18 protein-coding genes are annotated in these 26,451 nt (G+C 64.9%); 15 read left to right on the top strand and 3 right to left on the bottom strand.

Annotation, left to right across the window (positions count from 1 at the left end):
• Window positions 1-2 precede the first annotated feature (2 nt).
• The 3 genes from ACE103_RS40055 to ACE103_RS40045 all read left to right on the top strand — a co-directional run bounded on the left by ACE103_RS40055 (window position 3) and on the right by ACE103_RS40045 (window position 4,057).
• Window positions 3-782 carry an ABC transporter ATP-binding protein gene (locus tag ACE103_RS40055; protein ID WP_375777444.1) on the top strand — a complete coding sequence of 260 codons (780 nt, stop codon included), beginning with the start codon at window positions 3-5 and terminating at the stop codon, window positions 780-782.
• A gap of 158 nt (window positions 783-940) precedes the next feature.
• On the top strand, window positions 941-2,779 hold the full coding sequence (locus ACE103_RS40050; protein ID WP_375777443.1) for an AMP-dependent synthetase/ligase: 1,839 nt from the start codon (window positions 941-943) through the stop codon (window positions 2,777-2,779).
• Between the two features lie 78 nt (window positions 2,780-2,857).
• Window positions 2,858-4,057, top strand: a complete 1,200-nt coding sequence (locus ACE103_RS40045; protein ID WP_375777442.1) for an ABC transporter substrate-binding protein — start codon at window positions 2,858-2,860, stop codon at window positions 4,055-4,057.
• Between the two features lie 114 nt (window positions 4,058-4,171).
• Here the strand turns inward: ACE103_RS40045 and ACE103_RS40040 are convergent, their stop codons facing one another.
• Window positions 4,172-4,924 (bottom strand): transglutaminase-like cysteine peptidase, encoded by a 753-nt coding sequence (locus ACE103_RS40040; RefSeq protein ID WP_375777441.1) that lies wholly within the window; start codon window positions 4,922-4,924, stop codon window positions 4,172-4,174.
• A 594-nt stretch (window positions 4,925-5,518) separates the two neighbouring features.
• Between ACE103_RS40040 and ACE103_RS40035 the strand changes: the two genes are divergently transcribed.
• Together ACE103_RS40035 and ACE103_RS40030 are read left to right on the top strand one after the other, a co-directional pair.
• Complete coding sequence (locus tag ACE103_RS40035; protein WP_375777440.1) at window positions 5,519-9,682, top strand: VCBS domain-containing protein; 4,164 nt, start codon at window positions 5,519-5,521, stop codon at window positions 9,680-9,682.
• A 95-nt stretch (window positions 9,683-9,777) separates the two neighbouring features.
• Window positions 9,778-12,012: a CHASE2 domain-containing protein gene (locus ACE103_RS40030; RefSeq protein ID WP_375777439.1), complete on the top strand. Its 2,235-nt coding sequence runs from the start codon at window positions 9,778-9,780 to the stop codon at window positions 12,010-12,012.
• Between the two features lie 140 nt (window positions 12,013-12,152).
• On the opposite strand, the gene ACE103_RS40025 is transcribed toward ACE103_RS40030, so the two are convergent.
• The gene (locus tag ACE103_RS40025) at window positions 12,153-13,760 is read right to left on the bottom strand and encodes an ABC transporter substrate-binding protein (RefSeq protein WP_375777438.1); all 1,608 of its coding nucleotides are present in this window, start codon (window positions 13,758-13,760) and stop codon (window positions 12,153-12,155) included.
• A gap of 243 nt (window positions 13,761-14,003) precedes the next feature.
• Here ACE103_RS40025 and ACE103_RS40020 point away from each other — a divergent pair, with 243 nt between their 5' ends.
• The 7 genes from ACE103_RS40020 (at window position 14,004) to ACE103_RS39990 (ending at window position 21,313) form a co-directional block, all read left to right on the top strand.
• A complete protein-coding gene (locus ACE103_RS40020) occupies window positions 14,004-15,623 on the top strand; it encodes an ABC transporter substrate-binding protein (RefSeq protein ID WP_375781281.1) in 1,620 nt (539 codons plus the stop codon).
• Between the two features lie 198 nt (window positions 15,624-15,821).
• Window positions 15,822-16,775, top strand: coding sequence for an ABC transporter permease (locus ACE103_RS40015; protein ID WP_223972469.1), 954 nt, complete (start codon window positions 15,822-15,824; stop codon window positions 16,773-16,775).
• 11 nt (window positions 16,776-16,786) lie between these two features.
• Window positions 16,787-17,665, top strand: coding sequence for an ABC transporter permease (locus tag ACE103_RS40010; protein ID WP_375781280.1), 879 nt, complete (start codon window positions 16,787-16,789; stop codon window positions 17,663-17,665).
• A gap of 3 nt (window positions 17,666-17,668) precedes the next feature.
• Complete coding sequence (locus ACE103_RS40005; RefSeq protein WP_375777437.1) at window positions 17,669-18,742, top strand: ABC transporter ATP-binding protein; 1,074 nt, start codon at window positions 17,669-17,671, stop codon at window positions 18,740-18,742.
• A complete protein-coding gene (locus ACE103_RS40000; RefSeq protein ID WP_375777436.1) occupies window positions 18,739-18,930 on the top strand; it encodes a hypothetical protein in 192 nt (63 codons plus the stop codon). Before ACE103_RS40005 ends, ACE103_RS40000 begins: the two co-directional genes overlap by 4 nt.
• Window positions 18,927-20,339 (top strand): amidase, encoded by a 1,413-nt coding sequence (locus tag ACE103_RS39995; RefSeq protein ID WP_375777435.1) that lies wholly within the window; start codon window positions 18,927-18,929, stop codon window positions 20,337-20,339. Before ACE103_RS40000 ends, ACE103_RS39995 begins: the two co-directional genes overlap by 4 nt.
• Window positions 20,336-21,313 carry an ABC transporter ATP-binding protein gene (locus tag ACE103_RS39990; protein ID WP_375777434.1) on the top strand — a complete coding sequence of 326 codons (978 nt, stop codon included), beginning with the start codon at window positions 20,336-20,338 and terminating at the stop codon, window positions 21,311-21,313. The genes ACE103_RS39995 and ACE103_RS39990 overlap by 4 nt, the downstream gene beginning before the upstream one ends.
• On the opposite strand, the gene ACE103_RS39985 is transcribed toward ACE103_RS39990, so the two are convergent.
• On the bottom strand, window positions 21,310-22,218 hold the full coding sequence (locus ACE103_RS39985; RefSeq protein ID WP_375777433.1) for a LysR substrate-binding domain-containing protein: 909 nt from the start codon (window positions 22,216-22,218) through the stop codon (window positions 21,310-21,312). The genes ACE103_RS39990 and ACE103_RS39985 overlap by 4 nt on opposite strands.
• A 112-nt stretch (window positions 22,219-22,330) precedes the next feature.
• On the opposite strand from ACE103_RS39985, the gene ACE103_RS39980 reads away from it, so the two are divergent.
• The 3 genes from ACE103_RS39980 (at window position 22,331) to ACE103_RS39970 (ending at window position 26,347) form a co-directional block, all read left to right on the top strand.
• Window positions 22,331-23,125 (top strand): acyl-CoA thioesterase domain-containing protein, encoded by a 795-nt coding sequence (locus ACE103_RS39980; protein ID WP_375777432.1) that lies wholly within the window; start codon window positions 22,331-22,333, stop codon window positions 23,123-23,125.
• Window positions 23,126-23,276: 151 nt separating this feature from the next.
• Window positions 23,277-25,028, top strand: a complete 1,752-nt coding sequence (locus ACE103_RS39975; RefSeq protein ID WP_223972483.1) for a type I secretion system permease/ATPase — start codon at window positions 23,277-23,279, stop codon at window positions 25,026-25,028.
• Window positions 25,025-26,347, top strand: coding sequence for an HlyD family type I secretion periplasmic adaptor subunit (locus ACE103_RS39970; RefSeq protein ID WP_223972485.1), 1,323 nt, complete (start codon window positions 25,025-25,027; stop codon window positions 26,345-26,347). Before ACE103_RS39975 ends, ACE103_RS39970 begins: the two co-directional genes overlap by 4 nt.
• Window positions 26,348-26,451 lie beyond the last annotated feature (104 nt).

Genomic DNA, 26,451 nt, shown 5'->3' with positions numbered 1-26,451 from the left:
CCATGAGCACGCCCGGCATCATCCTGAAACTCTCCAACATCGAGAGCTATTACGGGCCGATCATGGCGATCCGCGGCATCAGCCTCGAGGTGCCGCGCGGCCGGATCGTGACGCTGCTCGGCGCCAACGGCGCCGGCAAGACCACGGTCTTGAAGACGATCTCCGGCATCCTCGATCCGCAGAAAGGGTCGATCGAATTCCTCGGCAAGCCGATCCAGCGCATGGAGGCCGACCGGATCGTGCGGCTCGGCCTCAGCCACGTGCCGGAGGGACGCGAGGTGTTTCCGTTCCTGTCGGTGCGCGAGAACCTGATGATGGGCGCCTTTCTGCGCAAGGACCGCGACGGTGTGGCGCAGGACCTCGAGCGCGTCTACGGCTATTTTCCACGGCTGAAGGAGCGGCTCGGCCAGCCGGCCGGACAGCTTTCGGGCGGCGAGCAGCAGATGCTTGCGATCGGGCGGGCGCTGATGAACCGGCCGACCTTGCTGCTGCTGGACGAGCCGTCGCTTGGACTGTCGCCGATCCTGGTGAAGGAGATCTTCACGATCATCCGACGCGTCAATGAGGAGCAGGGCATGTCGATCCTGCTGGTCGAGCAGAATGCCAAGATCGCGCTGGAGACGGCGCATTACGGCTATGTGCTGGAGATCGGCCGCGTCGTCATGAACGACACCTGCGAACGGCTGTTGAATTCGCCCGATATCCAGGAGTTCTACCTCGGCGCCAAGGAAGCGGGTGCGCGGGGCGAGCGGCGCTGGAAAAAGAAGAAGACGTGGCGCTGAGAGGTAAGGCTGCCGCAGACGAAGGTTGGCGTCGACTAAAGTTGGCCGAGGAAGGTTTGGCGCTGAGAGCCAGTTGGAGCTAGATTTCGGGCCTGCTTCGCGAACAAGACCGGCCTTCGAGCCGGCGGGTGAGGCAAGCGGCAGAGGAGGGAGCGCGCATGGCAGGACCAGCGGTGCTGACGGTTGCCGACACGATCGCGAGGAGCTTTCTGCTCGCGGTGCAGACGCGTGGCGAGCGGCCCGCGATCCGCGAAAAGAAGTTCGGCATCTGGCAGCCGACCAGCTGGCGTGAATGGCTGCAGATCTCCAAGGACATCGCCTTCGGCCTGCATGCGACCGGCTTCCGCCCCGGCGACGTCGCCTCGATCATCGCCAACGCGGTGCCGGAGTGGGTTTATGCCGACATGGGCATCCTGTGCGCCGGCGGCGTGTCCTCTGGCATCTATCCGACCGATTCGGCGGCGCAGGTGGAATACCTGGTCAATGATTCCCGGACGCGGGTGATGTTCGTCGAGGACGAGGAGCAGCTCGACAAGGTGCTGACCTGCCGGTCGCGCTGTCCGACGCTGGAAAAAATCGTCGTGTTCGACATGGAGGGCCTCTCCGGATTCTCCGATCCGATGGTGCTGTCGCTCGCCGAATTCACGGCGCTCGGCCGCAATCATGCGCAAGGCAATGATGCCTTGTGGGATGAGATGACCGGCAGCCGCACCGCCTCCGATCTCGCGATCCTGGTCTACACCTCGGGCACCACAGGCCCGCCCAAGGGCGCGATGCATTCCAACCGCAGCGTCACGCACCAGATGCGCCACGCTAATGATCTCTACCCCTCGACCGACAGCGAGGAGCGGCTGGTGTTCCTGCCGCTCTGCCATGTCGCCGAGCGGGTCGGTGGCTACTACATCTCGCTCGCGCTGGGTTCGGTGATGAATTTTGCCGAGAGCCCGGAGACGGTGCCGGACAATCTGCGCGAGGTGCAGCCGACTGCATTCCTTGCGGTGCCCAGGATCTGGGAGAAGTTCTATTCCGGCATCACCATCGCGCTGAAGGACGCGACCCCGTTCCAGAACTGGATGTACGCCCGCGCGCTTGCGATCGGCAACCGGATGACCGAGTGCCGGCTGGAGGGCGAGACGCCGCCGCTGTCGCTGCGGCTCGCCAACCGTGCGGCCTACTGGCTGGTGTTCCGCAACATCCGCCGCATGCTCGGGCTCGACCGCTGCCGGATCGCGCTGACCGGCGCGGCGCCGATCTCGCCGGATCTGATCCGCTGGTATCTCGCGCTCGGCATCGACATGCGCGAGGTCTACGGCCAGACCGAGAATTGCGGCGTCGCGACCATGATGCCGGCGGAGCGCATCAAGCTCGGCTCGGTCGGCAAGGCCGCCCCCTGGGGCGAGGTCATGATCTGCCCGAAGGGCGAGATCCTGATCAAGGGCGACTTCCTGTTCATGGGCTATCTCAACCAGCCGGAGAAGACCGCCGAGACGATCGACGCGAAAGGCTGGCTTCACACCGGCGACGTCGGTGCGATCGACAATGAAGGCTATGTGAAGATCACCGATCGGATGAAGGACATCATCATCACCTCCGGCGGCAAGAACATTACGCCGTCGGAGATCGAGAACCAGCTGAAGTTCTCGCCTTACGTCTCCGATGCGGTCGTGATCGGTGACAAGCGGCCGTATCTCACCTGCCTGATCATGATCGATCAGGAGAATGTCGAGAAATACGCCCAGGATCAGGACATCCCCTTCACCAACTACGCGAGCCTGTGCCGGGCTCGCGAGATCCAGGACCTGATTCAGCGCGAGATCGAGGCGGTCAATGCAAAGTTCGCGCGCGTCGAGACCGTCAAGAAATTCTACCTGATCGAGCGCCAGCTCACGCCCGAAGACGAGGAGCTGACACCGACCATGAAGCTGAAGCGCAGTTTTGTGAACAAGCGCTACGCGGCCGAGATCGACGCCATGTATGGCGCGCGGGCGGTGGCGTAAGCGGAGGTATGGAATTGGCGAGGGAGCGAGCAGGCCCGACCCTTCGCCCAACATGGGCCATGTGAGGAGGAGACTGCAATGTCGAAATCGCTGAAGGCGCTGGGCCTTGCGGTGAGCGCTCTGGTGCTGACCTGTCTGCCGGCCGCAGCCCAGACCAAGGTCACCAATGAAGGCATCTCGCCGACCGAGATCGTGATCGGAACGCATCAGGATTTGTCCGGCCCGATCAAGGTCTGGGGCGTTCCGGTGTCCAACGGCATGAAGATGGCGGTTGAGGAAATCAACGCTAGCGGCGGAATCAACGGTCGCAAGATCAAGATGATCCTGGAGGACAATGGTTACGACCCGAAGAAGGCCGTGCTGGCCTCGCAGAAGATGGTCGAGCGCGACAAGGTCTTCGCGATGATCGGCCCGATGGGCTCGCCGACCGTGCTCGCGGCGCAGGACATCCTGTTCGATGCCGGCGTGCTGCAGCTGTTCCCGCTGACCGCCGCCGAATTTACCTTCAAGTTCGATCCCGCCAAGCCGCAGGAGCGGCTGAAGTTCAACAACCTGCTGCCCTATGTCGAGAGCACGCGCGCCGCGATCAAATACATGATGGAGTGGAAGAACTTCAAGAAGCCCTGCATCATGCACCAGGACGACGAGTACGGTAAGAACGTGCTCGACGGCTTCACCCAGCAGCTCGGCGCGATGAAGGTGCAGCCCGCCTCAGTCACGAGCTACAAGCGCGGCGCCTCCGACTTCTCGGCACAGGTCGCCAAGATGAAGTCCGACGGCTGCGATCTTGTCGTGCTCGGCACCGTGATCCGCGAGACCATCGGCGCGATGAACGAGGCGAAGAAGCTCGGCTGGGAAGTGACCTTCCTCGGCGCCACCCCGACCAACGTGCTCGAAGTGCCGGCGCTCGGCAAGGAAGCGGTCGAGGGCCTCTACGCCGCGTCGGGTTTCGAGATTCCCTACGAGGATACCGCCAAGGGCAAGGTGAAGGACTGGCTGGTCAACTACAAGAAGATGTTCAACAGCGAGGCCAACACGCAGGCGATCATCGGCTACAACGCGGTGATGACCTTCGCCTTCTACGCACAAAAGGCGGGCAAGGATCTCACCGGCCAGAAGATGCTGGACGCGCTGGAGTCAGGCGACAAGTTCCTCGACATCTTCAGCTCGCCGCCGACCAAGTTCTCCAAGACCGATCATCTCGCCAACACCATCACCCAGGTGCAGCAGGTCAAGGGCGGCCGCTGGGTGCTGGTCAAGGACAATTTGATGTTCTGAGCGGTCCAGCACGCCGTCATTGCGAGGAGCGAAGCGACGAAGCAATCCACCTTTTCCGCGGAAGGATGGATTGCTTCGCTTCGCTCGCAATGACGGAAACTATGTCTGGCGGTCTTAATTCATCGCCGCCGCCGGCCACCACGCGGCCTCGGTGACGAGCGGAGCGTCGACATAACGGCTGACGCCGTTCTGGTCGATCACGAAGGTCGGCCGAAAACGCCTGATGTCGGCATCCTCGATCATCGCCATGCGGCGGTTGTCGAGCGTCAGCCAGTGGCCGTCAAGCCGCGCCGCGACCACGGCATGGTCCTCGCCGCCGAGCAGGTCATGCATCACGACGATGCGCAAATCTTCCGGCGCGACGCCGGCCTTGCCTAGCGCCACGAATTTCGCGATCGCATAATCCTCGCAATCGCCGCTGCCGCGGGCAAAGGTGGCAAGCGGCGTGGCCCAGACGTCGGGCTCGCCATAAGTCGCGAGATCGCTGCCCGGGCGGATCGCCAGATTGATCGCGCGGTTGATCTCGCCGAGACGGGCGCGACCGGTGTGCGCGCGTCCGGCATCGACGATCGCCAGGAACCGCAGCGCCTCCGGCGACGCACACCCCGCGCGGTCGCTCTCGCAGGCTGCGAGCTGCACCAGTTCGTAGGCAAGCTGGCGCTGCACGCCGAGCCATTTGTCGCGCAGGCCGCCGCCGGCAAGCAGACTGGTCGCCAGGCCGAACGGCTCGGTCGACTTTCTGAGGAGGGTCGCCGGGCCGGGCGAAAGCACTGAGGCGGCATTGAGCTCGGCAATCGGCGCGGCCATGGCCAGGCCGAAGCCCAGCATGACGGCGCGCAGCGCAAACGAGCGAAGCGAGTTACCCATGTGACACCCCCTGTCCGCTCATCGACGGGTGGATACTGCACCGCGCACGCGACCGGATCGTTTCATGCCGGCAGCATGGCCAACGATCCCTTCGAATCGACTTAAGATGTGGGGAAACCGGGCAGGAGGCTAAAGGGCGCGTGCGCCGGGTCCCGAAAACTTTACCGGTTTGTGAAACGGACCGGCGAACCTTTTTCCACCGCGAAACGCCTCACACTTGCTTTCTGGTTAACCCGGCCGGTCCGCGCGCGGGATAGCTGCGATTTGTAAGCCAAGTCACAGCTTTGGCCGGAAAATTGGGGTCAGACGCCCTCTCGGGGCCGCGGGGAAATAAAGGCAAGTAGAGAAATGCCAGTGAATACCACGAATACGTGGCTCAGTACCCATCTTGGTTTCAATCCCATCTCATGGTACCGTCAGGCGAGTTGGAAATACACGACTCATGTGAGAGTGAGCCAAGTCACACCCACTCAAACCGCGCAATCAGAGCACCTTGCGAAAGCACAGGATGGTTTCGCGAAGCTTTATCCGATGATATGCACGCGTAATCATTCGGATAATCTACCAATATTAACCTTCGTGCGGTGATCCGCAGTGAACTTTGTCGAGAAATTCGACGGCCATTTGCCGAACGTGGACGCTTATGCCCGCGGATCGGTGCATGTCGACAGCGTGTCCACGCACGCGCCGCCCGGCGCGATCACCGTCGACGACGGGCAATTGCTGTTCACCGGCGACTTCAAGCGGACCGGGCTCGATCTCGTCATCTCGAAGGACGACCGGGAACTCGTCCTGCGCGACTACTTCAAGGGCGAGAAACACGCTGCACTGGCGTCACCTGAAGGTGCGCATCTCACTGGCAAGATCGTCAGCGCGCTCACCGGCCACACCCAATATGCCCAGGCCGGCGGCGTGGTGGAACCGGCAAAGGTCATCGGCCATGTCACCAAGCTGACGGGCAGCGCTACCGCGATCCGCAATGGTGTCGCTGTTGTCCTGAACCAGGGCGACAACGTCAACAAGGGTGACGTGGTGCAGTCCGGCAGTGACTCGACGCTCGGCATCACCTTCATCGACGGCACCGTGTTCGGTCTCGGACCGAATGCCAAGATGGTGCTGAACGAGATGATCTACGACCCGAACGGGTCGAGCAACTCGTCGCTGATGAGCCTCGTCTCGGGCACGATCTCGTTCGTTGCCGGCGCCACCGCCAAGCATGGCGACATGAAGGTCGATACGCCGGTCGCGACCATGGGCATCCGCGGTACCGCCGTGCTGGTCGAGATCGATTTCGACGTACAAGGCTCGGGTGGCGTGCCGCCGGCCAAATTCCAGGTGCTGGTCGAGCCCGACGGCACCACCGGCTCCTACATCCTGTTCGACAAGACGACGCTCAATCCGATCGCGACCGTCGATCAGGCTGGTACCCAGACCATCGTCAACGGCCAGGGCAGCGTCAGCTTCGTCTCGTCGGCGCAACTGTCGACCGATGCGCAGAAGCTGATCTCCGATGTCTTTGCGCTGAAGTTCACCGACAATTCGAATCCCAACACCAAGCTCACGACGAACTTCACCGACAGTGTCGTCCCGGTCACGTTCGGCCTGAAACTCGCGACCGGCGAGGCGATCGTGCCGATCAGCTTTCTGCTGGGGTTGACCAACAATCCCGCATCGCAGGCCGCGCCCATCAAGTCCGACCACATCGCCGGGGCGCCGCATGTCGTGACTCAGAATGCGGCGTTCACCGAGCAGGCCGGACAGACCCATAGCGCGCTGCCCGACACGGTGACCGGCCAGATCACCTGGGTGGACGTCAACCTCGGCGACAAGCCGACTGCAACGATCAACTTCAGCACGTTCAGCTACCACGACGCCGGCGGCCACGATGTCACTTCGTCGCTGACGGCGGCGGAACAGGCGGCCATCGCGGCCGTCGAGGTCCCGGTGCTGCTCGACCCCAATCCGCTGAACAACAACATCGGTTCGGCGACCTGGACTTACAGCCTCGCCGACGGCGCCTTCGACTTCCTCGCCGCCGGCGAAACGCTGACACTCACCTATATGGTGCGCGTCGATAACAACTACGCGCTGAGCAACGAGACCGCATTCAAGACCATCACCATCACGATCACCGGCACCAACGACACGCCGGTTGTTACGTCGGCGGCGCAGGTCGGTTCGATCACCGAATTGCCATGGACGACGAATTCCGCCGCGCCCGATACGGCGCATGGCACGGTGACGTTTACCGATGCGGATTTGACCGACACGCACACGGTCGCCATCACCGGCGTCACCGCGACCGGCTTCACTGGCGGAATTCCCAACCAGGCCACCTTGCTGAGCTGGCTGTCGCTGGGCGCGCTGACCGATTCGACCGACGGCATGACGGGATCGCGCTCCTGGACGTTCTCGGCCGCCGACAAGAGTTTCGATTATCTCGCCACCGGCGAGACGCTGACGCTGATCTACACGATCCAGATCGATGACCATCATGGCGGCGTCGTCACCGTCCCCGTCACGATCACGATCGTCGGCACCGACGACAGGCCGGTGATCACCTCGCCGACCCAGGCGGCGGCCATCACCGAGGCCGAAGGTGTAACCGGTTCGGCGAATCCGGATACCGCGTCCGGCACCGTGACCTTCACTGATGCCGATCTCAGCGACACCCACAGCGTCACCGTGGCCGGCGTCACCGAAACGGGCGTTACCACCGGGCTCCCCGATCAGGCGACGATCCTGAGCTGGCTGTCGCTGGGCACGCTGAAGGATACGACCGGCGGCGTCACCGGATCCGATGCCTGGACGTTCTCGGCCGCCGACAAGAATTTCGACTATCTGGCGGCTGGCGAGAAGCTGACGCTGACCTACCTGATCCAGGTCGACGACCACCATGGCGGCGTCGTCACCCAGCCCGTCACGATCACCATCACGGGCACCAACGACACCCCGACGTTCACATCGGAACCGTCGACCACCTCGGTCCCCGAGGCGATCGGCGAGACCGGCTCGACCAAGCCGGACGTCGCCCAAGGCGTGGTGGCGTTTGCCGACGTCGATCTCAGCGACGCTCATACGGTGTCCGTCACCGGCGTGGCGGAGTCCGGAACGACCACCGGCCTGCCTGAGGACGAGTCCACGGTCCTGAACTGGCTCTCGCTGGGCACGCTGACGGATTCGACCGGCCATGTGAATGGATCGCAAGCCTGGACCTTCTCGGTCGCGGACCAGAATTTCGACTATCTCGCCGTCGGCGAGTCGCTGACGCTGACCTACACAGTCAAGATCGACGACCATCATGGCGGCGTGATCAGCCAACCGGTGACGATCACCATCACCGGCGCCAACGACGCGCCGACCGTGACGTCGGCGCCGCAGTCCGCCACCATTCCCGAGCAGCCCGACACGACGGGTTCATCCAAGCCGGACGTCGCATCGGGCGTGGTGGGATTTGCCGATGTCGATCTCAGCGATACTCACGCCGTATCCATCACCGGCGTGGCCGAATCCGGGGCGACCGCGGGCCTGCCCGAGGACCAGTCCACGATCCTGACCTGGCTGTCGCTGGGCGCGCTGACGGATTCGACCGGCCATGTGAACGGATCGCAGGCCTGGGCCTTCTCGGCCGCGGACCAGAATTTCGACTATCTCGCTGTCGGCGAGTCGCTGACGCTGACCTACACGATCCAGATCGACGACCATCACGGCGGCGTCATCACCACGCCCGTGACGATCACGATCAACGGCGCCAACGACGCGCCGACGCTGGCCGATGTCAATGCCGGCACGCTCACCGATACCGCTGCTGACGACACGTTCAGCCCGGTCACCGGCGCGCTGCACGGCCATGACGTCGACGATGGCGAGACCGCGACGCTGACCTATGCGGCCCTCAATTCGGACCACGTCGCGGTCAACTCGTCGATCGCGGGCCTCTACGGCTCGCTCACGGTCAACCCGGACGGCACCTACAGCTACGTTCCCGACGCCGCCGCGATCAACGCGCTGGCCAAGGGCACCTATGCCGACACGTTCACCGTCGAGACCATCGATGCCCATGGCGCGACCGGGACTGCGACGCTGACGGTCGATGTCGTCGGCGCCAACGACGCGCCGGTGATCCATGCCGACAACATCAGCATCACCAACAATCCCGACGGGACCGAAACGATCTCCGGCCTGACCGTCACGGATGTCGATGCCGGCGCCAACGAGAACTTCACCCTGGCGGCCGCGACGAACCCCGGTTCGGGCAGCAGCGTCGCGCCGCCTGCGCTGCTCGGCCATCTCCCGGATATCAACACCGCGCTCGGGTCGCCGGGCCTCGTCTACAACCCGGGCGAGACCCCGCCGGCGACCGACAAGATCGCGCTCTCCGTGACCGACGGCAACGGCGCGAGCGATACGGTCAACCTGATCTTCAACGTCCAGCAAAATCCGTCTCAGCCGGTGACGCTGACGGGGACCGGCGACAAAGACGTGTTTTTCGGATCGGGCTCTCAGGACAAGTTCGTGTTTGCGCCGAACTTCAATCACGACACGATCCTGAACTTTACGCCGGGCCAGGACCAGATCGACCTATCCACGGTCGTCTCGACAAGCACCTTCAGCAGCTGGTTCGATCAGCATGTGGCAACGTCGCCGACGAATTCGTCGGATACGCTGATCACGGTCGACAGTGCAGACACGATCACGCTGCACAATGTCTCGAAGGCGAGTTTGCATCAGAGCGACTTCATCATTCATTATACGTGATGGGCGCGCCGGCCTCCAGAAAAGGCCGGCTGGATCCTGCATTGCGCAACGTCTGCTCGATTGGAACAAATCTCCGCGCGTGATATCCAGACGGTATGAGACGGCTGAAGGCGATACGAAGGTGGTTCGGACGGCGCTTCGGCTATGCGCGGCTGGCCTGCGTGGCGCTGTTGATCGGCTTTGCCGCGCTGCGGGTCGCGGACCCGGCTCCGGTGCAGGAGCTTCGCGTCAGGACGTTTGACACGTTCCAGGTGCTCGAACCTCGCCAGAAGACCGCGCGGCCCGTCACCATCGTCGATATCGACGAGAAGAGCCTCGCCGACCCCCGGCTCGGGCAATGGCCGTGGCCGCGGACGCGGCTTGCCGACATCGTCATCAACCTCACCCGGCTCGGCGCCGTGGTGATCGCGTTCGACGCGGTGTTCTCTGAGCCCGACCGCCTGAACCCCGATATCGCGGCCGATACGTTCAGCAGCCTCGATGAGGAGATGCGCGCCAGGCTGCGGCAACTGCCGAGCAACGACAGCATCCTGGCCGACGCCATCAAGAACTCGCGTGTGGTGCTCGGCGAATCCGGCGGCCCCAACGTGCGCGCCGATCTCAACGAAAAGCTGCCGGTCACCGGGCTTGCGATGCTGGGCGAGGAGCCGCAGCGCTTCATGTTCCAGTTTCCGGGATTGTTGCGCAACGTGCCGGTGCTCGAGGAGGCCGCGGCCGGGCGAGGCCTGTTCACGATCAGGCCGGAACGCGACGGCATCGTCAGGCGGGTGCCGATGATGATGGTCGCGCAGGGCATCACCATGCCGTCGCTGACCTTCGAAATGCTGCGGGTGGCTGGCGGCTCGGGCACCATCCTGATCAAGGCCGACAAGGCCGGCATCCAGAGCCTCGGTATCAAGGGCTTTGCGATCCCGACCGATCTCTATGGCCAGCTCTGGATCCACTACGCGCGCCGTGATCCCTCGATCTACGTCTCGGCCGTCGATGTGCTGGATGGGCGGGTGCCGCCGGACAGGATCGCCGGCAAGCTGATCCTTATCGGCACCTCTTCGGTCGGACTCAACGACATCAAGACCACGCCGGTGACGCCGGCGATGCCCGGTGTCGAGGTTCACGCCCAGGTGCTGGAGAGCGCGCTGACCGGGGACGTGGTTTCGCAGCCGAACTACGGCATCGGCATCGAGTTCTTCGCGGCGCTGATCATGGGGCTCCTGGTCATCGCCTTCGCGCCGAAGTTCGGTCCGATCACGCTGGTCGTCGTCGGCGGGCTGTTTGCCTCGGTGCTGATCGGCACCTCCTGGTACTTCTACTCCCAGCACCGGCTCCTGATCGATTTCACCTATCCGTTGATGTCGACCACGGCAATCTATCTCACCCTGATCTTCTCCGCCTTCGTGCGCGAACAGCAGCAGCGCCGGCAGATCAGGTCGCAATTCGTGCAGTACATGTCGCCCGCGCTGGTGGAGCAGCTGGCGCAGGCGCCGGAACGGCTCGTGCTCGGCGGCGAAGAGCGCGAGATGACCATCATGTTCTCGGACATGCGCGGCTTCACCACGATCTCGGAAACCTACAAGCGCGATCCGCAGGGCCTCACGGCGCTGATGAACCGTTTCCTCACCCCGCTTTCCAACGCGATCCTTGCCCGCAAGGGCACGATCGACAAATACATGGGCGACGCCATCATGGCGTTCTGGAACGCGCCGCTCGACGACAAGCAACACCAGCTCAACGCCTGCGACGCCGCGCTCGACATGCTGGAACGGGTCGACGACCTCAACCGTGCGCGCGAGGCGGAGGCCCAGGAAGGTGGCCACGTCTATGTGCCGCTCAACATCGGGGTCGGTCTCAACACCGGCACCTGCGTGGTCGGCAATATGGGTTCCGATGTCCGCTTCGACTATTCGGTGTTCGGCGACAGCGTCAATCTGGCCTCGCGGCTGGAGGGCCAGTCTAAGGAGTACGGCTTCCCGATCATCGTGGGATCGAAGACCGCGCTGGCGGTGAAGGAGAAGTTCGCGATCCTCGAGCTCGACTTCATCATGGTGAAGGGCAAGAAGGAGCCCGAGGTGATCTATGCGATCGCCGGTCGTGAGGATGTGGCCGGTTCCGGCCGCTTCCAGCGGCTGCGCAACCTGACCATCGAGATGCTAGCCTGTTACCGCGGCCGCGATTGGGACGGCGCGCTCGCCGCGATCGAGCGCGGCCGCAAGACCGACGAGGCGCAGACGCTGCAATATCTCTACCGCCTCTACGAGGCGCGCATCCGCGCCTTCCAGAAGGAGCCGCCGCCGGACGATTGGGACGGCGCCTTTGCGTTGACGACGAAGTAGGCGACGCAAACGCCGCGTCGTCCCGGCGAAGGCCGGGACCCATACGCCGTGGCCGGCGTAGTGGGCAAGCGGCCAGACGGCTTTCTAACAACACCCACTCGTGGTTATGGGTCCCGGCGTTCGCCGGGACGACGAGAGACTTACTCCAGCCCGATCTGCGTCAGATCCTGGAACCAGTGCTGCGCCTGCACGAAGGTCTTCACCTTCGGCGACAGCGCGTGCGGATTGGTGTCGTGCACCACCCACACCAGCGCGGCATCGTCGACGATCAGCGCGTGCGCCTGCGCCAGCAGCGCATCCTGTTTCGCGCTGTCGAAGGTCTGCTTGGCCTCGTCGATCAGCGCGTCGACCTTCGGATTCTTGTAGCCGCCCCAGTTGACGCCGGTCGGCGCCACCTGGCCGGAATGGAAGAACCGCACGATGGCGTAGAGCGGATCCGAGGTGACGTAGGCGATGTTGTTGGCGGTGATACCGGCGTTCATCTCGTCGGCGGCGCCCTTGCGCCAGTGCGAATAGAGCGTCTCGAGCTCGACCACCTTGAAGTCGATATCGATGCCAATCTCCTTGAAGCTCTGCTGCAGGAATTCATTCATCGGCAGCGACAGCATCTGCCCGGTGCCGCCCTGGGCGATGATGAAGGTCGTCTTCAGTGGCTTGTCCTTGGAATAGCCGGCTTCCTCCACCAGCTTTTTCGCGGCCGCGAGGTCGTATTTCAGTTCGAAGCTCGGCTTGCCGAACCACGGGCTCGACGGGTCGACTTGGCCCTTGGCCGGCTTGGCGAGGCCGTTCATCAGGCCAACCACCGCGTCGCGGTCGATCGCGAGGTTGAGCGCCTTGCGCAGCCGGATATCGGTCCAGGGCGAACCCGGCAGCACGCTCAAATGATAATTCCAGACATGCGGCGTCACGTTGTCGACGATCCTCATGCCGGCGGCCTTGAGCTGCGGCACGGCATCGGGCGCCGGCGTCTCGATCAGGTCGACCTGGCCGGCCAGCAGTGCGTTGGTGCGGGTCAGCGCCTCCGGCATCGGGATCAGGATCAACTTGTCGACCTTCGCCAGCCGCTTCTTGTCCCAATAGTCCGGGTTCTTGGTCAGCTCGGCGAGCTCGCGCGGCACCAGCTTGGTCAGCTTGAACGGGCCGGTGCCGGAGGGCTGGCTGGCGAACTTGTCCCAGTCCTTGCCGAGCTTTTCGTACTGCGCGGGGCTCGAGACCAGAAACCAGAGCATCTGGTAGGGAAAGAAGGAGTCGACCGTCTTGGTGGTGATCTCGATGGTAGAGTCGTCGATCTTGGCGTAGCTCGCAACCGAGGGCAGCCGGGTCTTGACCTGCGCACTCTGCCGCTTGTCGAATTGCGGTGCCTTGTCATTCAGCACCTTGTCGAGATTCCAGATCACCGCGTCGGCGTTGAATTCGCTGCCATCGTGGAATTTAACGCCCTTGCGCAAGGTGAAGCGCCACTTGGTCTTGTCGTTGTCGTCGACCTTCCATTCGGTCGCAAGCCCGGGCACCAGCTTGCCGGGCCGGTCGGCAACGTCCATCTCCCAGGCCACCAGCGGATCGTAGATCGTGTAGGCGGTGAACTGATAGGCGCCGGCGCCGCGATCGGGCTGCCCGGTCGTCAGCGGAATGTCGGCCATCGAAATGCCGTAGCGCACAATGGACTCGGCTCGCGCCGACATGGCCGGCCAGCCCGCGGTCAAGGCGAGCGCCATCGCCGCCATCAGGATCGAATTGCGCGCGCGCATATGAAGGCTCCGTTGCTGGGAAGTCGGGGCCAAATCCTGCAAGCATGATGCCAGAATAGGCATCTTCGCACGGTTCAGACGCGAGGTGGGAAGAAATGACGCGCCCAGCGGTTATTTGCTGAAGAACTATTCCCCTTGGCACAGGCATTGCATACGCTTGCACAAGAAATAATCACCAAAACGTCACCAGACTTTGAAGGGGTTGCTCAGATGCGTAACAGGAAGACCAGTGCGACGGCGATCATGCTGGCGCTTGCGATCGCCAATTGTGTGCCGGCGATCGCCAGCGCCGAGACCGTGCTGCGCATTGGCATGACGGCTGCCGATATTCCGCGCACGCTCGGGCAGCCCGACCAGGGTTTTGAGGGCAACCGTTTCACCGGGCTCACGATGTATGACGCGCTGACGATGTGGGACCTGTCGTCGTCGGACAAGGCGAGCGCGATGATTCCGGGCCTCGCCACTGAGTGGAAGGTCGACGATGCCGACAAGACCAAGTGGATCTTCAAGCTGCGTCCCGGCGTCAGCTTCCACGACGGCTCGCCGTTCAATGCCGACGCTGTGGTCTGGAACGTCGACAAGGTGCTGAAGCAGGACGCTCCGCAATACGACGCGAGCCAGGTCGGCGTCACCGCCTCGCGCATGCCGACCTTGGTGTCGGCGCGCAAGATCGACGACATGACGGTGGAGTTGACCACCAAGGAGCCGGACAGCTTCCTGCCGATCAACCTCACCAATCTGTTCATGGCGAGCCCGGCCAAGTGGCAGCAATTCTACGACAAGGCCGAAGGTGCCGATGCCAAGGCGAAGGCGCAGGCCGCATGGGCGGCGTTCGCCAAGGACGCGTCGGGCACCGGCCCCTGGAAGATGTCGAGCTTCACGCCGCGCGAGCGGCTCGAGCTGGTGAAGAACGAGAACTACTGGGACAAGGCCCGCGTGCCGAAGACCGACAAGATGGTGCTGTTGCCGATGCCTGAGGCCAACGCGCGCACTGCGGCGCTGCTGTCGGGGCAGGTCAACTGGATCGAGGCGCCGGCGCCTGACGCACTGCCCGAGATCAAGCAGCGCGGCTTCAATCTGTATTCCAACGAGGAGCCGCATGTCTGGCCGTGGCAGTTCTCCCGCGTCGAGGGATCGCCGTGGAATGACGTCCGCGTCCGCAAGGCCGCCAATCTCTGCATCGATCGCGAAGGGCTGCGTGACGGCCTGCTCGCGGGGCTGATGGTGCCGGCCACCGGCACGTTCGAGCCCGGCCATCCCTGGCGCGGCAACCCGACCTTCCAGATCAAGTACGACAAGCCGGCCGCGCAGAAGCTGATGCAGGAGGCCGGCTTCGGTCCCAACAAGAAGCTGACGGTCAAGATCCAGACCTCGGCGTCGGGTTCGGGGCAGATGCTGCCGCTGCCGATGAACGAGTATCTGCAACAGGCTTTGGCCGAGTGCTACTTCGATGTGCAGCTCGACGTCATCGAGTGGAATACGCTGTTCACCAACTGGCGGCGCGGCGCCAAGGATCCGTCGGCCAACGGATCGAACGCGACCAACGTCACCTATGCAGCGATGGATCCGTTCTTCGCGCTGGTGCGCTTCCTGCAATCCGGCATGGCGCCGCCGGTCTCGAACAATTGGGGCTTCATCAACAACCCGAAGTTCGACGAGCTGGTGAAGAAGGCCCGCCAGACCTTCGAGCCGGCGGCGCGCGACGCCGCGCTCGCCGAGCTGCACGCCGCCTCGGTCGACGACGCGGCGTTCCTCTACGTCGCGCACGACGTTGCGCCGCGCGCGATGAGCCCGAAGGTCAAGGGCTTTGTGCAGCCGAAGAGCTGGTTCGTCGACTTCTCGCCGGTCTCGGTCGTGCCGTGATGTTAACGTTGTAAATCGGTGCACCCTCTCCCCTTGTGGGAGAGGGTGGCTTCGCTGAAAACGAAGCCGGGCGAGGGGTTGTCTCCGCGGACGCTCCTCGCTCAAGTGAAATGACTTTATCCGCGGACAGGACCCCTCATCCGGCGCGCTCTGCGCGCCACCTTCTCCCGCAAGGGGAGTAGGAAGAAAGAACCCAACGTGCTCGCCTATACGTCCAGACGGATCGTCTACGTCATTCCGATCGTGCTCAGCGTTGCGCTGGTGTGCTTCCTCCTGGTGCACATCACGCCCGGCGACCCCCTGGTCGCGGTGCTGCCGGCCGATGCCTCGCAGGAGCTCGCCGCGCAATTGCGCAGCGCTTACGGCTTCGATCGCCCGTTGCCTGTGCAATTCGGCCTGTGGCTGTGGCGCGCGATCCATGGCGATCTCGGCAATTCGATCGCCACGGGGCGGCCGGTCCTGTCTGAAGTGATGCGCGCGGTTAGCAACACCGTGATGCTGGCGATTGCGGCTGCGATGATCGGCTTCACGCTTGGCTTGCTGTTCGGCCTGATCGCCGGCTATTTCCGCGACACCTGGGTTGACAAGGTCGCAACATCGATCGCCATCGCCGGCGTCTCGCTGCCGCACTACTGGCTCGGCATGGTGCTGGTCATCATCTTCTCGGTGCAGCTCAACTGGCTGCCCGCGGTCGGTGCCGGCCCCGGCGGCTCCGGCGCCTGGGCATGGGACTGGGAGCATCTGCGCTATCTGGTGCTGCCGGCGATCACCACCTCGGTGATCCCGATGGGCATCGTCACCCGCACGGTGCGCGCGCTGACCGGCGACATCCTGAGCCAGGATTTTGTCGAGGCGCTGCGCGCAAAGGGCCTGCGCGAGACCGGGGTATTTCGTCACGTCATCAAGAACGCGGCGCCGACCGCGCTTGCGGTGATGGGACTTCAGCTTGGTTACATGCTCGGCGGCTCGATCCTGATCGAGACCGTGTTCTCCTGGCCAGGCTCGGGGCTGTTGCTGAACTCGGCGATCTTCCAGCGCGATCTGCCGCTGCTGCAGGGCACGATCCTGGTGCTGGCGCTGTTCTTTGTGTTGCTCAATCTCCTGGTCGACATCGCGCAGGCCGCGATCGATCCGCGCATCAAGCGGAGCTAGCCATGAGTGCGATGTCGGATACTGCATTGCAGGCCGCCCCCGCGACCAAGGCGCGCGGCTACTGGGCGACGGTCGGGCGCCGCATCAGGCGCGACAAGGTCAGCATGGCCTGCGCCATCATCCTGGTGCTGATCTTCGCCTCCGCGCTGCTGGCGCCATGGCTGCATCTCGCCGATCCCTATCAGGGCTCGATGATCCGCCGTCTCCGCCACATCGGCACGCCGGGCTATCCGCTCGGCACCGACGAGCTCGGCCGCGACATGCTGGCGCGGCTGATCTACGGCGGACGGCTGTCGCTGGTCATCGGCATCCTGCCGGTGGTCCTCGCCTTCACGATCGGCACCGCGCTCGGCCTCGTCGCCGGTTACGTCGGCGGCAAGCTCAACACCGCGATCATGCGCACCGTCGACGTATTCTACGCCTTCCCGTCGGTGTTGCTGGCGATCGCGATCTCGGGTGCGCTCGGCGCCGGCATCACCAACTCGATCGTGTCGCTGACCATCGTGTTCGTGCCGCAGATCACCCGTGTCGCCGAGAGCGTCACCACCGGCGTCCGCAACATGGATTTCGTCGAGGCGGCGCGCGCGTCCGGCGCCGGTCCCTTCACCATCATGCGCGTGCACATGCTCGGCAATGTGCTCGGCCCGATCTTCGTCTACGCCACCGGCCTGATCTCGGTGTCGATGATCCTCGCGGCCGGTCTGTCGTTCCTCGGGCTGGGCACCAAGCCGCCGGAGCCGGAATGGGGCTTGATGCTGAACACGCTGCGCACCGCGATCTATGTCAATCCATGGGTCGCAGCGCTGCCGGGCGCGATGATCTTCGCGGTCTCGATCTGCTTCAATCTGCTCAGCGATGGCATGCGCAGCGCCATGGACATCAGGAACTAGAGCATGAGCGAGGCCAATCTCTCCGTCGATATGCTGGAGCCGGTCGCCGATATCGGCGGCGCCGCGCAACCGCTGCTGCAGGTCAGCGGGTTGACCAAGCACTTCCCGGTGCGCGGCGGGCTATTCAGCCCGCGCAAGACCGTGCGTGCCGTCGACGACGTCAATTTCGCGGTCATGAAGGGGGAGACCGTCGGCATTGTCGGTGAATCCGGCTGCGGCAAATCGACCACCGCGCGGCTGCTGATGCACCTGATGGCGCGCGATGCCGGCGACATCATCTTTGACGGCCGGCAGGTCGGCCCGGCGCTTTCGCTGCGCGACTTGCGGCGCGGTGTGCAGATGGTGTTCCAGGACAGCTACGCCTCGCTCAATCCGCGCCTCACCATCGAGGAATCGATCGCCTTCGGACCCAAGGTCCACGGCATGGCCGATGACACGGCGCGGACCTTGGCGCGCGAGCTGCTCGGCAAGGTGGGTTTGCGGCCGGAGATTTTCGCTAACCGCTATCCGCATGAAGTGTCAGGCGGCCAGCGCCAGCGCGTCAACATCGCCCGCGCGCTCGCGCTGTCGCCGCGGCTCGTGATCCTCGACGAGGCGGTCTCCGCGCTCGACAAATCGGTCGAGGCGCAGGTGCTCAATCTGCTCGCCGATTTGAAGCGCGAATTCGGCCTGACCTATCTTTTCATCAGCCACGATCTCAACGTGGTCCGCTACATCTCCGATCGCGTGCTTGTGATGTATCTCGGCGAAGTGGTCGAGCTCGGCCCGGTCGACGCGGTCTGGGATGCGCCGGCGCATCCCTATACCCGCGCGCTGCTGGCGGCGATGCCGTCATCAGATCCCGACAGGCGCACCGAAGTGCCGCCGATCTCGGGCGATCCGCCCAATCCGATCGATCCGCCGGCCGGTTGTCGATTCCACACCCGTTGCCCGTTTGCGGAGCCGCTCTGCGCAAACGACACGCCAAAACTCAGCGATCTCGATACAATGGGCCATCAAGCGGCGTGCTACATGGCCATTCCTGGCTCGGGGCACAGCCGCGCGCCGGCAAAAGCAAAAGGAGAAAATGCGGCATGACCAGACCAACTCCCAAAGATGTCAAGGTGATCGCGCACGTCGCCGACGTGCCTGCCGATGACGATGTCGCCAGCCGGATCGCCAACTCGATCGGCCCGGCATTCGACGGCTTCGCGCCGATCTCCGGCACGCTGCCGTTCGATCTCGAACCCGCGAGCTTCCGGCTGGCGCAGAAGGTGTCGAAATGAGCTCTGATCCGGCCCTGATGACGCTGACCTCGGTCGCCAAGGCGATCGCCGACAAGAAGGTCTCCTCGCATGAGGTGACGCGCGCCGTGCTGCATCGCATTGCGGAATGGCAGCCGCGCCTCAATGCCTATATGGCGATCGAATCCGAACAGGCGCTTGCCGCCGCCACCGAGGCCGATGCCGCGCTCGCCAAGGGCAACAGCCGAGGTCCGCTGCACGGCGTGCCGCTGGCGCACAAGGACATGTATTACGAGGCCGGCAAGGTCGTGACCTGTGGCTCGCTGATTCGCCGTGACTTCGTGCCGAAGACGACCGCGACGGCGTTGCAGCGGCTGAAGGATGCCGGGCAGGTCCGGCTCGGCTCATTGCAGATGGTCGAGTTCGCCTATGGTCCGACCGGCCACAACGTGCATTACGGCCCTGTGCGCAATCCCTGGAACACCGAGCACATCACCGGCGGCTCGTCGTCCGGCTCGGGCTCGGCGGTCGCCGCGCGGCTCACCTTTGCTGCGCTGGGTTCCGACACCGGCGGCTCGGTGCGCATGCCGGCGCATTTCTGCGGCGTCACCGGCCTGAAGACGACGGTCGGCCGCGTCAGCCGCGCCGGCGCGATGCCGCTGTCGCAGTCGCTCGACACCGTCGGTCCGCTGGCGCAGACCGCGGAGGACTGCGCGCTGCTGCTCGGTCTGATGGCCGGCGCCGACCCCGAGGATCTGACGGCGTCGACGCAGCCGGTGCCCGATTATTTGGCTGCGACCAGACAATCGCTGAAGGGCCTCAGGATCGGTGTCCCGACGGCATTCTATGTCGACGACCTCGATCCCGAAGTGGCGCGTGTCCTCGACGAGACGGTGGCGACCCTGAAGAAGGAGGGCGCCGAGATCGTCAAGGTCGAGCTGCCGGATCAGCGCCAGTTCGGCGCCGCGTCGCAACTGGTGCTCGCGGCCGAAGCCGCAGCCTATCACAAGCGCTGGATGATCGAGCGGCCGCAGGATTACGGCGCGCAGGTCCTGATGCGGTTGCAGAATGGCCTTACCATTCCCGCGGTCACCTATCTCGAAGCCATGCGCTGGCGCGGGCCCGCGCTCGCCGCGCACAATGCGGCGGTCAACGGCATCGATGCGGTGATCGCGCCGTCCTCGCCGGTGCCCGCGCCGACGATCGCCGAGAGCGACGTCGGCAATGGTCCGGGCGCGGAAGCGGTGATCCAGCGGCTGACCCGGTTCACCCGTCCGGTCAACTATCTCGGCCTGCCGTCGCTCGCGATCCCCTCGGGCTTCACCAAGGCGGGTCTGCCGGTCGGCATGCAGCTGATCGGCCGATCCTTCGAGGAGGCGGTGTTGCTCCGGATCGGCGCTGCCTTCCAGCGCGCGACCGACTTTCACGCCAGGGTCCCCAAGCTCGCATGACCAGCCTCGTCGAGATCAACAACCTCAACATCCGCTTCACCGGAGATCGCACGGTGCATGCCGTCAACGATCTCAGCCTGTCGCTCGGCGAGGGCGAGGTGTTGGGGCTGCTCGGCGAGTCCGGCTCGGGCAAGAGCGTGACGCTGCGCGCGCTGATGCGGCTGCTGCCGAAGAAGCGCACGCAGATCTCCGGCCGCGTCAATGTGCTTGGCCGGGACGTGCTGGCGATGGATGACGAGGCGCTGTCCGCATTCCGCGGCCAGACCGTCTCGATGATCTTCCAGGAGCCGGCGCTGGCGCTCGATCCGGTCTACACCATCGGCCGCCAGATCGCGGAGACGGTGATGCGTCACGAGGGCAAGAGCGAGCGCGATGCCACCGCGCGCGCGCTCGAGATGCTCGAAGTGGTGCGGATCCCCTCCGCGAAACGAAGGCTCGACTCCTATCCGCACGAGATGTCGGGCGGCATGCGCCAGCGTGCGATGATCGCGCTGGCGCTGGCCTGCAAGCCGAAGATCCTGCTCGCGGACGAGCCGACCACCGCGCTCGACGCCACCGTGCAGATCCAGATACTGCTGCTGCTGCGTGAGCTGCAGCGCGAATTCGGGATGTCCGTCATCTTTGTCACCCACGATATCGGCGTTGCCATCGAAATCTGCGACCGGGTCGCGGTGATGTATGCCGGCCAGATCGTGGAGCAGGGCGCCTTGCGCGATATCGTGCGCACGCCGGTTCATCCCTACGCGAAGGGCCTGCTGGCATCGACCATTCACGGCGCGATGCGCGGCCAGCGGCTCGAGACCATTCCGGGCACGCCGCCTTCGCTCGACCACGCGCCGGCCAGTTGCTCGTTTGCGCCACGCTGCAAGTTCGCCGAACCGCGCTGCAGTGAACAATTGCCGCCCAGCGTGCAGACCGCGCCCGGGCATCTGGCGCGTTGCGTCCTCGCAGAACCGGCAGTCGCCGCGGTTTAGGATGCCCGCGCGACCGCGTCGGCGATCCAGCGCCGCACCGCCGCGATCCGCCGGTCCCGCGCCTGCTCGGTGCGGGAGACCAGGTAGATCGTCTCATGATGCGCGGCCTCGAACGCAAACGGCGCCACCAGCCGCTTGCCGAAGCCCGGCCGCGCCTTGATCAGCGGCGCCATTGCGAGCGCCACGCCGAGCCCATGTTCGGCGGCCTCCAGCATCGCCGGCACGCTGTCGAGCCACAGATGCCCACGAGGGGCGAGATGCGGCAGCCCGGCCTCCTTCAGCCAGGCCGGCCACCCCCGCGGTTGCGTCGTGACATGGATCAGCACTTCCCGCGACAAATCCGCGGGGGTCCGAAGCCCTGCCTTGACCAGCGCCGGCGTGCACACCGGCAATCCCCTGACCTGGACCAGCGGCTCGACCTTCAGCCCGGCGGCATGTTCTCGCCCGTAGCGGATCGCGACATCGACGCGCGAACCGTTGAAGTCGGCATATTGGTGCGTGGCCTCGATCCGCAGCGTCAGTTGCGGATGGCGCCGCTTGAACTCCGGCAGCGCAGGCAGCAGCACGGCGCTGGTGAAGAACGGCAGTGAGCTGATCCACAGCTCGCCGCTGGCCTCGCCGCGTTGCCGCAGCATGTCGCGGCTTGCTTCCTGCAGCGTCGCCAGCGCGGCCGACACTTTTGCAAGGTAACGTTCGCCGTCCGCGGTCAGCCGCACCGAGCGCGCGCCGCGGATGAACAGCTTGGTGCCGAACTGCTGCTCCAGTCCGCGGATCTGGTGGCTGATCGCCGACGGACTCAGCGACAGATCCCGCGCGGCGCGGCGGAAGCTGAGCTGGGTTGCCGCGCGCTCGAAGGCGAGCAGCGCCGTCAGCGGTGGGATGGTCCGCGGATCCGAGGCGTCCAATGGGTGAATCCTGTTCACCTGAAGTGATGAATGGCCTTTTGTCATGGCCGCTATTCTTGGATCAGATTGCTCCTGCGCTCAATCCTGCTCACCTCATGAGATTTTATCCGCCTTGGCCATCTTCGAACCGCTCACCACGCCGCATCACTGGAAGCCCGCCGCGCTGGCGGCGGGGCCGTTCGCAGGCCTGCAGGGCGGAGCGGTCGCAAGCCTCTTGACCGCCGAGGTCGAGGCGATGGCAGGTCCGCGCAACTGGGGCACCGCGATATCGGCTTCAGCCTGGTTCCTGCGGCCGACGCCGATGGCCGAATTGCGCACGCACGTCGCCGTCGTGACCGAGGGCGGCCGGGTCAGCGTCGTCGACAACACGCTCTGGCCGGCCGGCGAGGAGCAGCCCTGTGCGACGGTGCGCGTGACGCTGTCGCGCGAACGTGCGGTCGAGGTCCCCGGCTTTCACGGCAGCGCAGCCGACCCGGTGGATCCCACGGTCTTTCCGTTGCGCAGCCCGCACGCGGTCCATGGCCGCAGCTGGTTCATGGATACGATGGAAGCCCGTGCCGGCGGCGGCGTCGCCTGGTTTCGTATGCACCATAGCATGATCGCGGATGCCGGCCCGCTGGCGCGCGTGCTCGGTCCGGCCGACTGGACCCACGGCATCGCGCGCCCGGTGCAGAACGTGGTGGCCGACCCCAATCCGAATCTCGCGGTGCAGCTGTTCAGGCCGCCACGGGGCGCGTGGATCGGCATTCGCGCCGAGGCCCGCTGGCGCCCGGAGGCCGGGCTCGGCGTCGGCAGCGGGGTATTGCTCGATGTGGACGGCGAGATAGGCCGGGTCTCGATGTCGGTCATTCTCGTGCCGTTTCCGAGAAGCGCACCCGCTGCGGGTCCGGGTTCCGCGGCCGGCTAACGCTAATTATTCCTTCAACTGTCTGTGGCATCACAAAAATAGGCCGCCAACCATGCTTTGGTCGGCGCGACTTGAAATGGACGGTGGTCGCAAACGTATATACAACGTGGTGATCACGTAGCCCTTTTTTGATTTGCAGAGATCGGTTTTTATGGCAGTTGCGCCCGCTGTCCGGCGTTCCGAACTGGCTGAGGCGCTGCGCGCATGCCGCAGTGCCTTCATCGGCGTCGGCCTCATCAGCTGCATGATCAACCTGCTGTATCTGACAGGTTCGATGTTCATGCTGCAAGTCTACGACCGGGTGCTGCCGAGCCGCAGCGTTCCGACCCTGGTCGGCCTCGTCGTCATCGCCGCGGTCCTCTACATGGCCCAGGGCGTGCTCGATCTGCTGCGCGGACGGATCCTCGGCCGCGTCGGCACCTCGCTCGACGAAGCGCTCAATGCGCGGGTGTTCGACACCATCGTGCGGCTGCCGCTGATGGCCGGCAATCGCAGCGAGGGCCTGCAGCCGCTGCGCGACCTCGACAATGTGCGTTCCTTCCTCGGCAGCATGGGTCCCGGCGCGTTCTTCGATTTACCCTGGCTGCCGTTCTACATGCTGATCTGCTTCGCGTTCCATTGGCTGCTCGGCGTCACGGCGCTGGTCGGCGCCGTCATTCTGGTGACGTTGACGCTGATCACCGAATACATGTCGCGCACGCCGGCCAGGGAAGCGATGTCGCTCGCGGCGCGGCGCAACGATCTCGCCGCCTCCAGCCGCCGCAACGCCGAAGTGCTCGTGGCGATGGGCATGGCCGGGCGGATGAACAAGCGCTGGAACGAAGCCAACGAGGAGTATCTGTCCGGCAATCAGCGCGCGAGCGATGTGAGCGGCGGGCTCGGTGCGGTCGCCAAGGTGCTGCGCATGATGCTGCAGTCCGCCGTGCTCGCGGTCGGTGCCTATCTCGTGATCCACCAGGAGGCCACCGGCGGCATCATCATCGCCGGTTCGATCCTGAGCGCGCGAGCGCTGGCGCCGGTCGATCTCGCGATCGCGCATTGGAAGAGCTTCGTCGCCGCGCGGCAGAGCTGGCAGCGTCTCAACCGCCTGCTGCAGCAGATTCCGGCGCGGCCGGAGCAGACGCTGCTGCAGGCGCCGCAGAAGAAGCTTTCGGTCGAGGCGGTGACCATGGTTGCGCCGGGCGACCAGCGCCCGATCGTGCAGGACATCACCTTCGCCGTCGAAGCCGGCAGTGGCGTCGGCGTGATCGGCCCGAGCGGTTCCGGCAAGTCGTCGCTGATCCGGGCGCTGGTCGGCGTCTGGGTGCCGGCACGCGGCAAGGTACGGCTCGACGGCGCCGCGCTCGATCAATGGTCGTCGGACCAGCTCGGCCGCCATGTCGGCTATTTGCCGCAGGACGTCGAACTGTTCGCCGGCACGGTCGCGCAGAACATCTGCCGGTTCGATCCCGACGCCAAGTCCGACGGTATCATTGCGGCGGCCAAGGAGGCCGGCGTGCATGAGATGATCATCAAGATGCGCGAGGGCTACGACACCCAGGTCGGCGAGCAGGGCACCGCGCTTTCCGCCGGCCAGGCGCAGCGCGTCGCGCTGGCGCGCGCGCTCTACGGCAATCCGTTCCTGATCGTGCTGGACGAGCCGAACTCCAATCTCGACAGCGAAGGCGACGAGGCACTGACCCGCGCTGTGCGTGGCGCCCGCGAGCGCGGCGCCGTCGTCATCGTGGTCGCGCACCGGCCGATCGGCATTGAGGGCGTCGACCAGCTGCTGGTGCTCAAGGACGGCCGCATGCAGACCTTCGGGCCGAAGGAGACCGTGCTGGCGCAGGTGCTGCAGCGCGTCGCGCCGCCGGCGCCCACGCCGATCAAGATCGTCGCCGATGCGGGGGCGACCAAGTCATGAGCGACCGCATGACCGATCAGCCGCGCAACGCACATGCTTCGATCAGGAAGCACCTCGTGGTCGGCCTCGTCGTGGTCCTGGTGCTGGGCGGCGGCGTCGGCGGCTGGGCCGCGACGGTGCCGATCTCGGGCGCGCTGATCGCGCCGGGCTCGGTGGTGGTCGATACCAACGTCAAGAAGGTGCAGCATCCGACCGGCGGCGTCGTCGGCGAAATCCTGGCGCGCGACGGCGACACGGTCAAGGCGGGCGACGTCGTCGTGCGTCTCGACGAGACCGTCGTGAAGGCGAGCCTTGCGATCGTGGTCAAGACGCTGAACGGCCTCTATGCGCGTGCGGCCCGGCTCCAGGCCGAGCAGCAGGGCCTCGACAAGATCGTGTTTCCGCCGCAGCTCACCGAGCAGGCGAAGGATCCCGACGTCCGCGATATTATGGCGAGCGAAACCAAGCTGTTCGAGGTGCGGGTCAACGGCCGCGCCGGCCAGAAGGCGCAGCTGCGCGAGCGCGTCACCCAGCTCAACGAGGAAATCGCCGGCCTGCAGGCCCAGGAAACCTCCAAGGACAAGGAGATCGCGCTGGTGCAGCAGGAGCTGGTCGGCGTCCGCCAGCTGTATGAGCAGCATCTGGTGCAGCTCACCCGTCTGACCACGCTGGAGCGCGACGCGGCGCGGCTCTCCGGCGAGCGCGCGCAGTACATTGCGTCGCGCGCCCAGGCCAAGGGCAAGATCACCGAGACCGAGCTGCAGATCATCCAGGTCGACAAGGACATGCTCTCGGAGGTCTCCAAGGACCTGCGCGAGGCCAACGACAAGATCGGCGAGTTCGTCGAGCGCAAGGTGACCGCCGAAGACCAGCTCCGCCGCATCGACATCCGCGCGCCGCAGGACGGCGTCGTGTTGCAATCGACCGTCCATACGGTCGGCGGCGTCGTCACCGCAGGCGATGCCATCATGATGATCGTACCGAGGGCCGATGATTTGTCGGTCGAGGCCAAGGTCAATCCGCAGGACATCGACAAGCTCCAGGTCGGACAGAAGACCGTGCTGCGGCTCTCCGCCTTCAACCAGCGCACCACGCCGGAGCTGAACGGCGTCGTCACCCGCGTCTCCGCCGACGTCAACACCGACCAGCGCACCGGGCAGAGCTACTACACGATCCGCGTCTCGATGCCGCCGCAAGAGGTCGCGCGCCTCGGCAGCGAGGTGAAGATCATCCCCGGCATGCCGGTGGAAGCCTTCGTCCAGACCGGCGACCGCACCATGCTGTCGTATCTGATGAAGCCGATGAGCGACCAGTTCATGCGCTCGTTCCGCGAGAAGTGATGGCTTCGGCCTCTCCTCGACGTCGTCCCTGCCTAGTGCGCCATTGCGCACGGGAGCAGGGACCCGTAACCACAATCGGTTGTTCGGATCGACGCTGTGGCCAC

The organism is Bradyrhizobium sp. ma5 (assembly GCF_042258955.1).
Lineage (GTDB): Bacteria > Pseudomonadota > Alphaproteobacteria > Rhizobiales > Xanthobacteraceae > Bradyrhizobium.
This window is presented reverse-complemented; position numbering and strand designations above follow the sequence as displayed.

Excerpts from the sequence above, each read along its gene's own strand:
- ACE103_RS40010 (WP_375781280.1), top strand. The coding sequence starts at position 16,787 with ATGTCGGATACTGCATTGCAGGCCGCCCCCGCGACCAAGGCGCGCGGC.
- ACE103_RS40050 (WP_375777443.1), top strand. The coding sequence starts at position 941 with ATGGCAGGACCAGCGGTGCTGACGGTTGCCGACACGATCGCGAGGAGC.
- ACE103_RS40025 (WP_375777438.1), bottom strand. The coding sequence starts at position 13,760 with ATGCGCGCGCGCAATTCGATCCTGATGGCGGCGATGGCGCTCGCCTTG.
- ACE103_RS39990 (WP_375777434.1), top strand. The coding sequence starts at position 20,336 with ATGACCAGCCTCGTCGAGATCAACAACCTCAACATCCGCTTCACCGGA.
- ACE103_RS40000 (WP_375777436.1), top strand. The coding sequence starts at position 18,739 with ATGACCAGACCAACTCCCAAAGATGTCAAGGTGATCGCGCACGTCGCC.
- ACE103_RS40045 (WP_375777442.1), top strand. The coding sequence starts at position 2,858 with ATGTCGAAATCGCTGAAGGCGCTGGGCCTTGCGGTGAGCGCTCTGGTG.
- ACE103_RS40005 (WP_375777437.1), top strand. The coding sequence starts at position 17,669 with ATGAGCGAGGCCAATCTCTCCGTCGATATGCTGGAGCCGGTCGCCGAT.
- ACE103_RS39970 (WP_223972485.1), top strand. The coding sequence starts at position 25,025 with ATGAGCGACCGCATGACCGATCAGCCGCGCAACGCACATGCTTCGATC.
- ACE103_RS40030 (WP_375777439.1), top strand. The coding sequence starts at position 9,778 with ATGAGACGGCTGAAGGCGATACGAAGGTGGTTCGGACGGCGCTTCGGC.
- ACE103_RS40040 (WP_375777441.1), bottom strand. The coding sequence starts at position 4,924 with ATGGGTAACTCGCTTCGCTCGTTTGCGCTGCGCGCCGTCATGCTGGGC.
- ACE103_RS40055 (WP_375777444.1), top strand. The coding sequence starts at position 3 with ATGAGCACGCCCGGCATCATCCTGAAACTCTCCAACATCGAGAGCTAT.
- ACE103_RS39975 (WP_223972483.1), top strand. The coding sequence starts at position 23,277 with ATGGCAGTTGCGCCCGCTGTCCGGCGTTCCGAACTGGCTGAGGCGCTG.
- ACE103_RS39995 (WP_375777435.1), top strand. The coding sequence starts at position 18,927 with ATGAGCTCTGATCCGGCCCTGATGACGCTGACCTCGGTCGCCAAGGCG.
- ACE103_RS40020 (WP_375781281.1), top strand. The coding sequence starts at position 14,004 with ATGCTGGCGCTTGCGATCGCCAATTGTGTGCCGGCGATCGCCAGCGCC.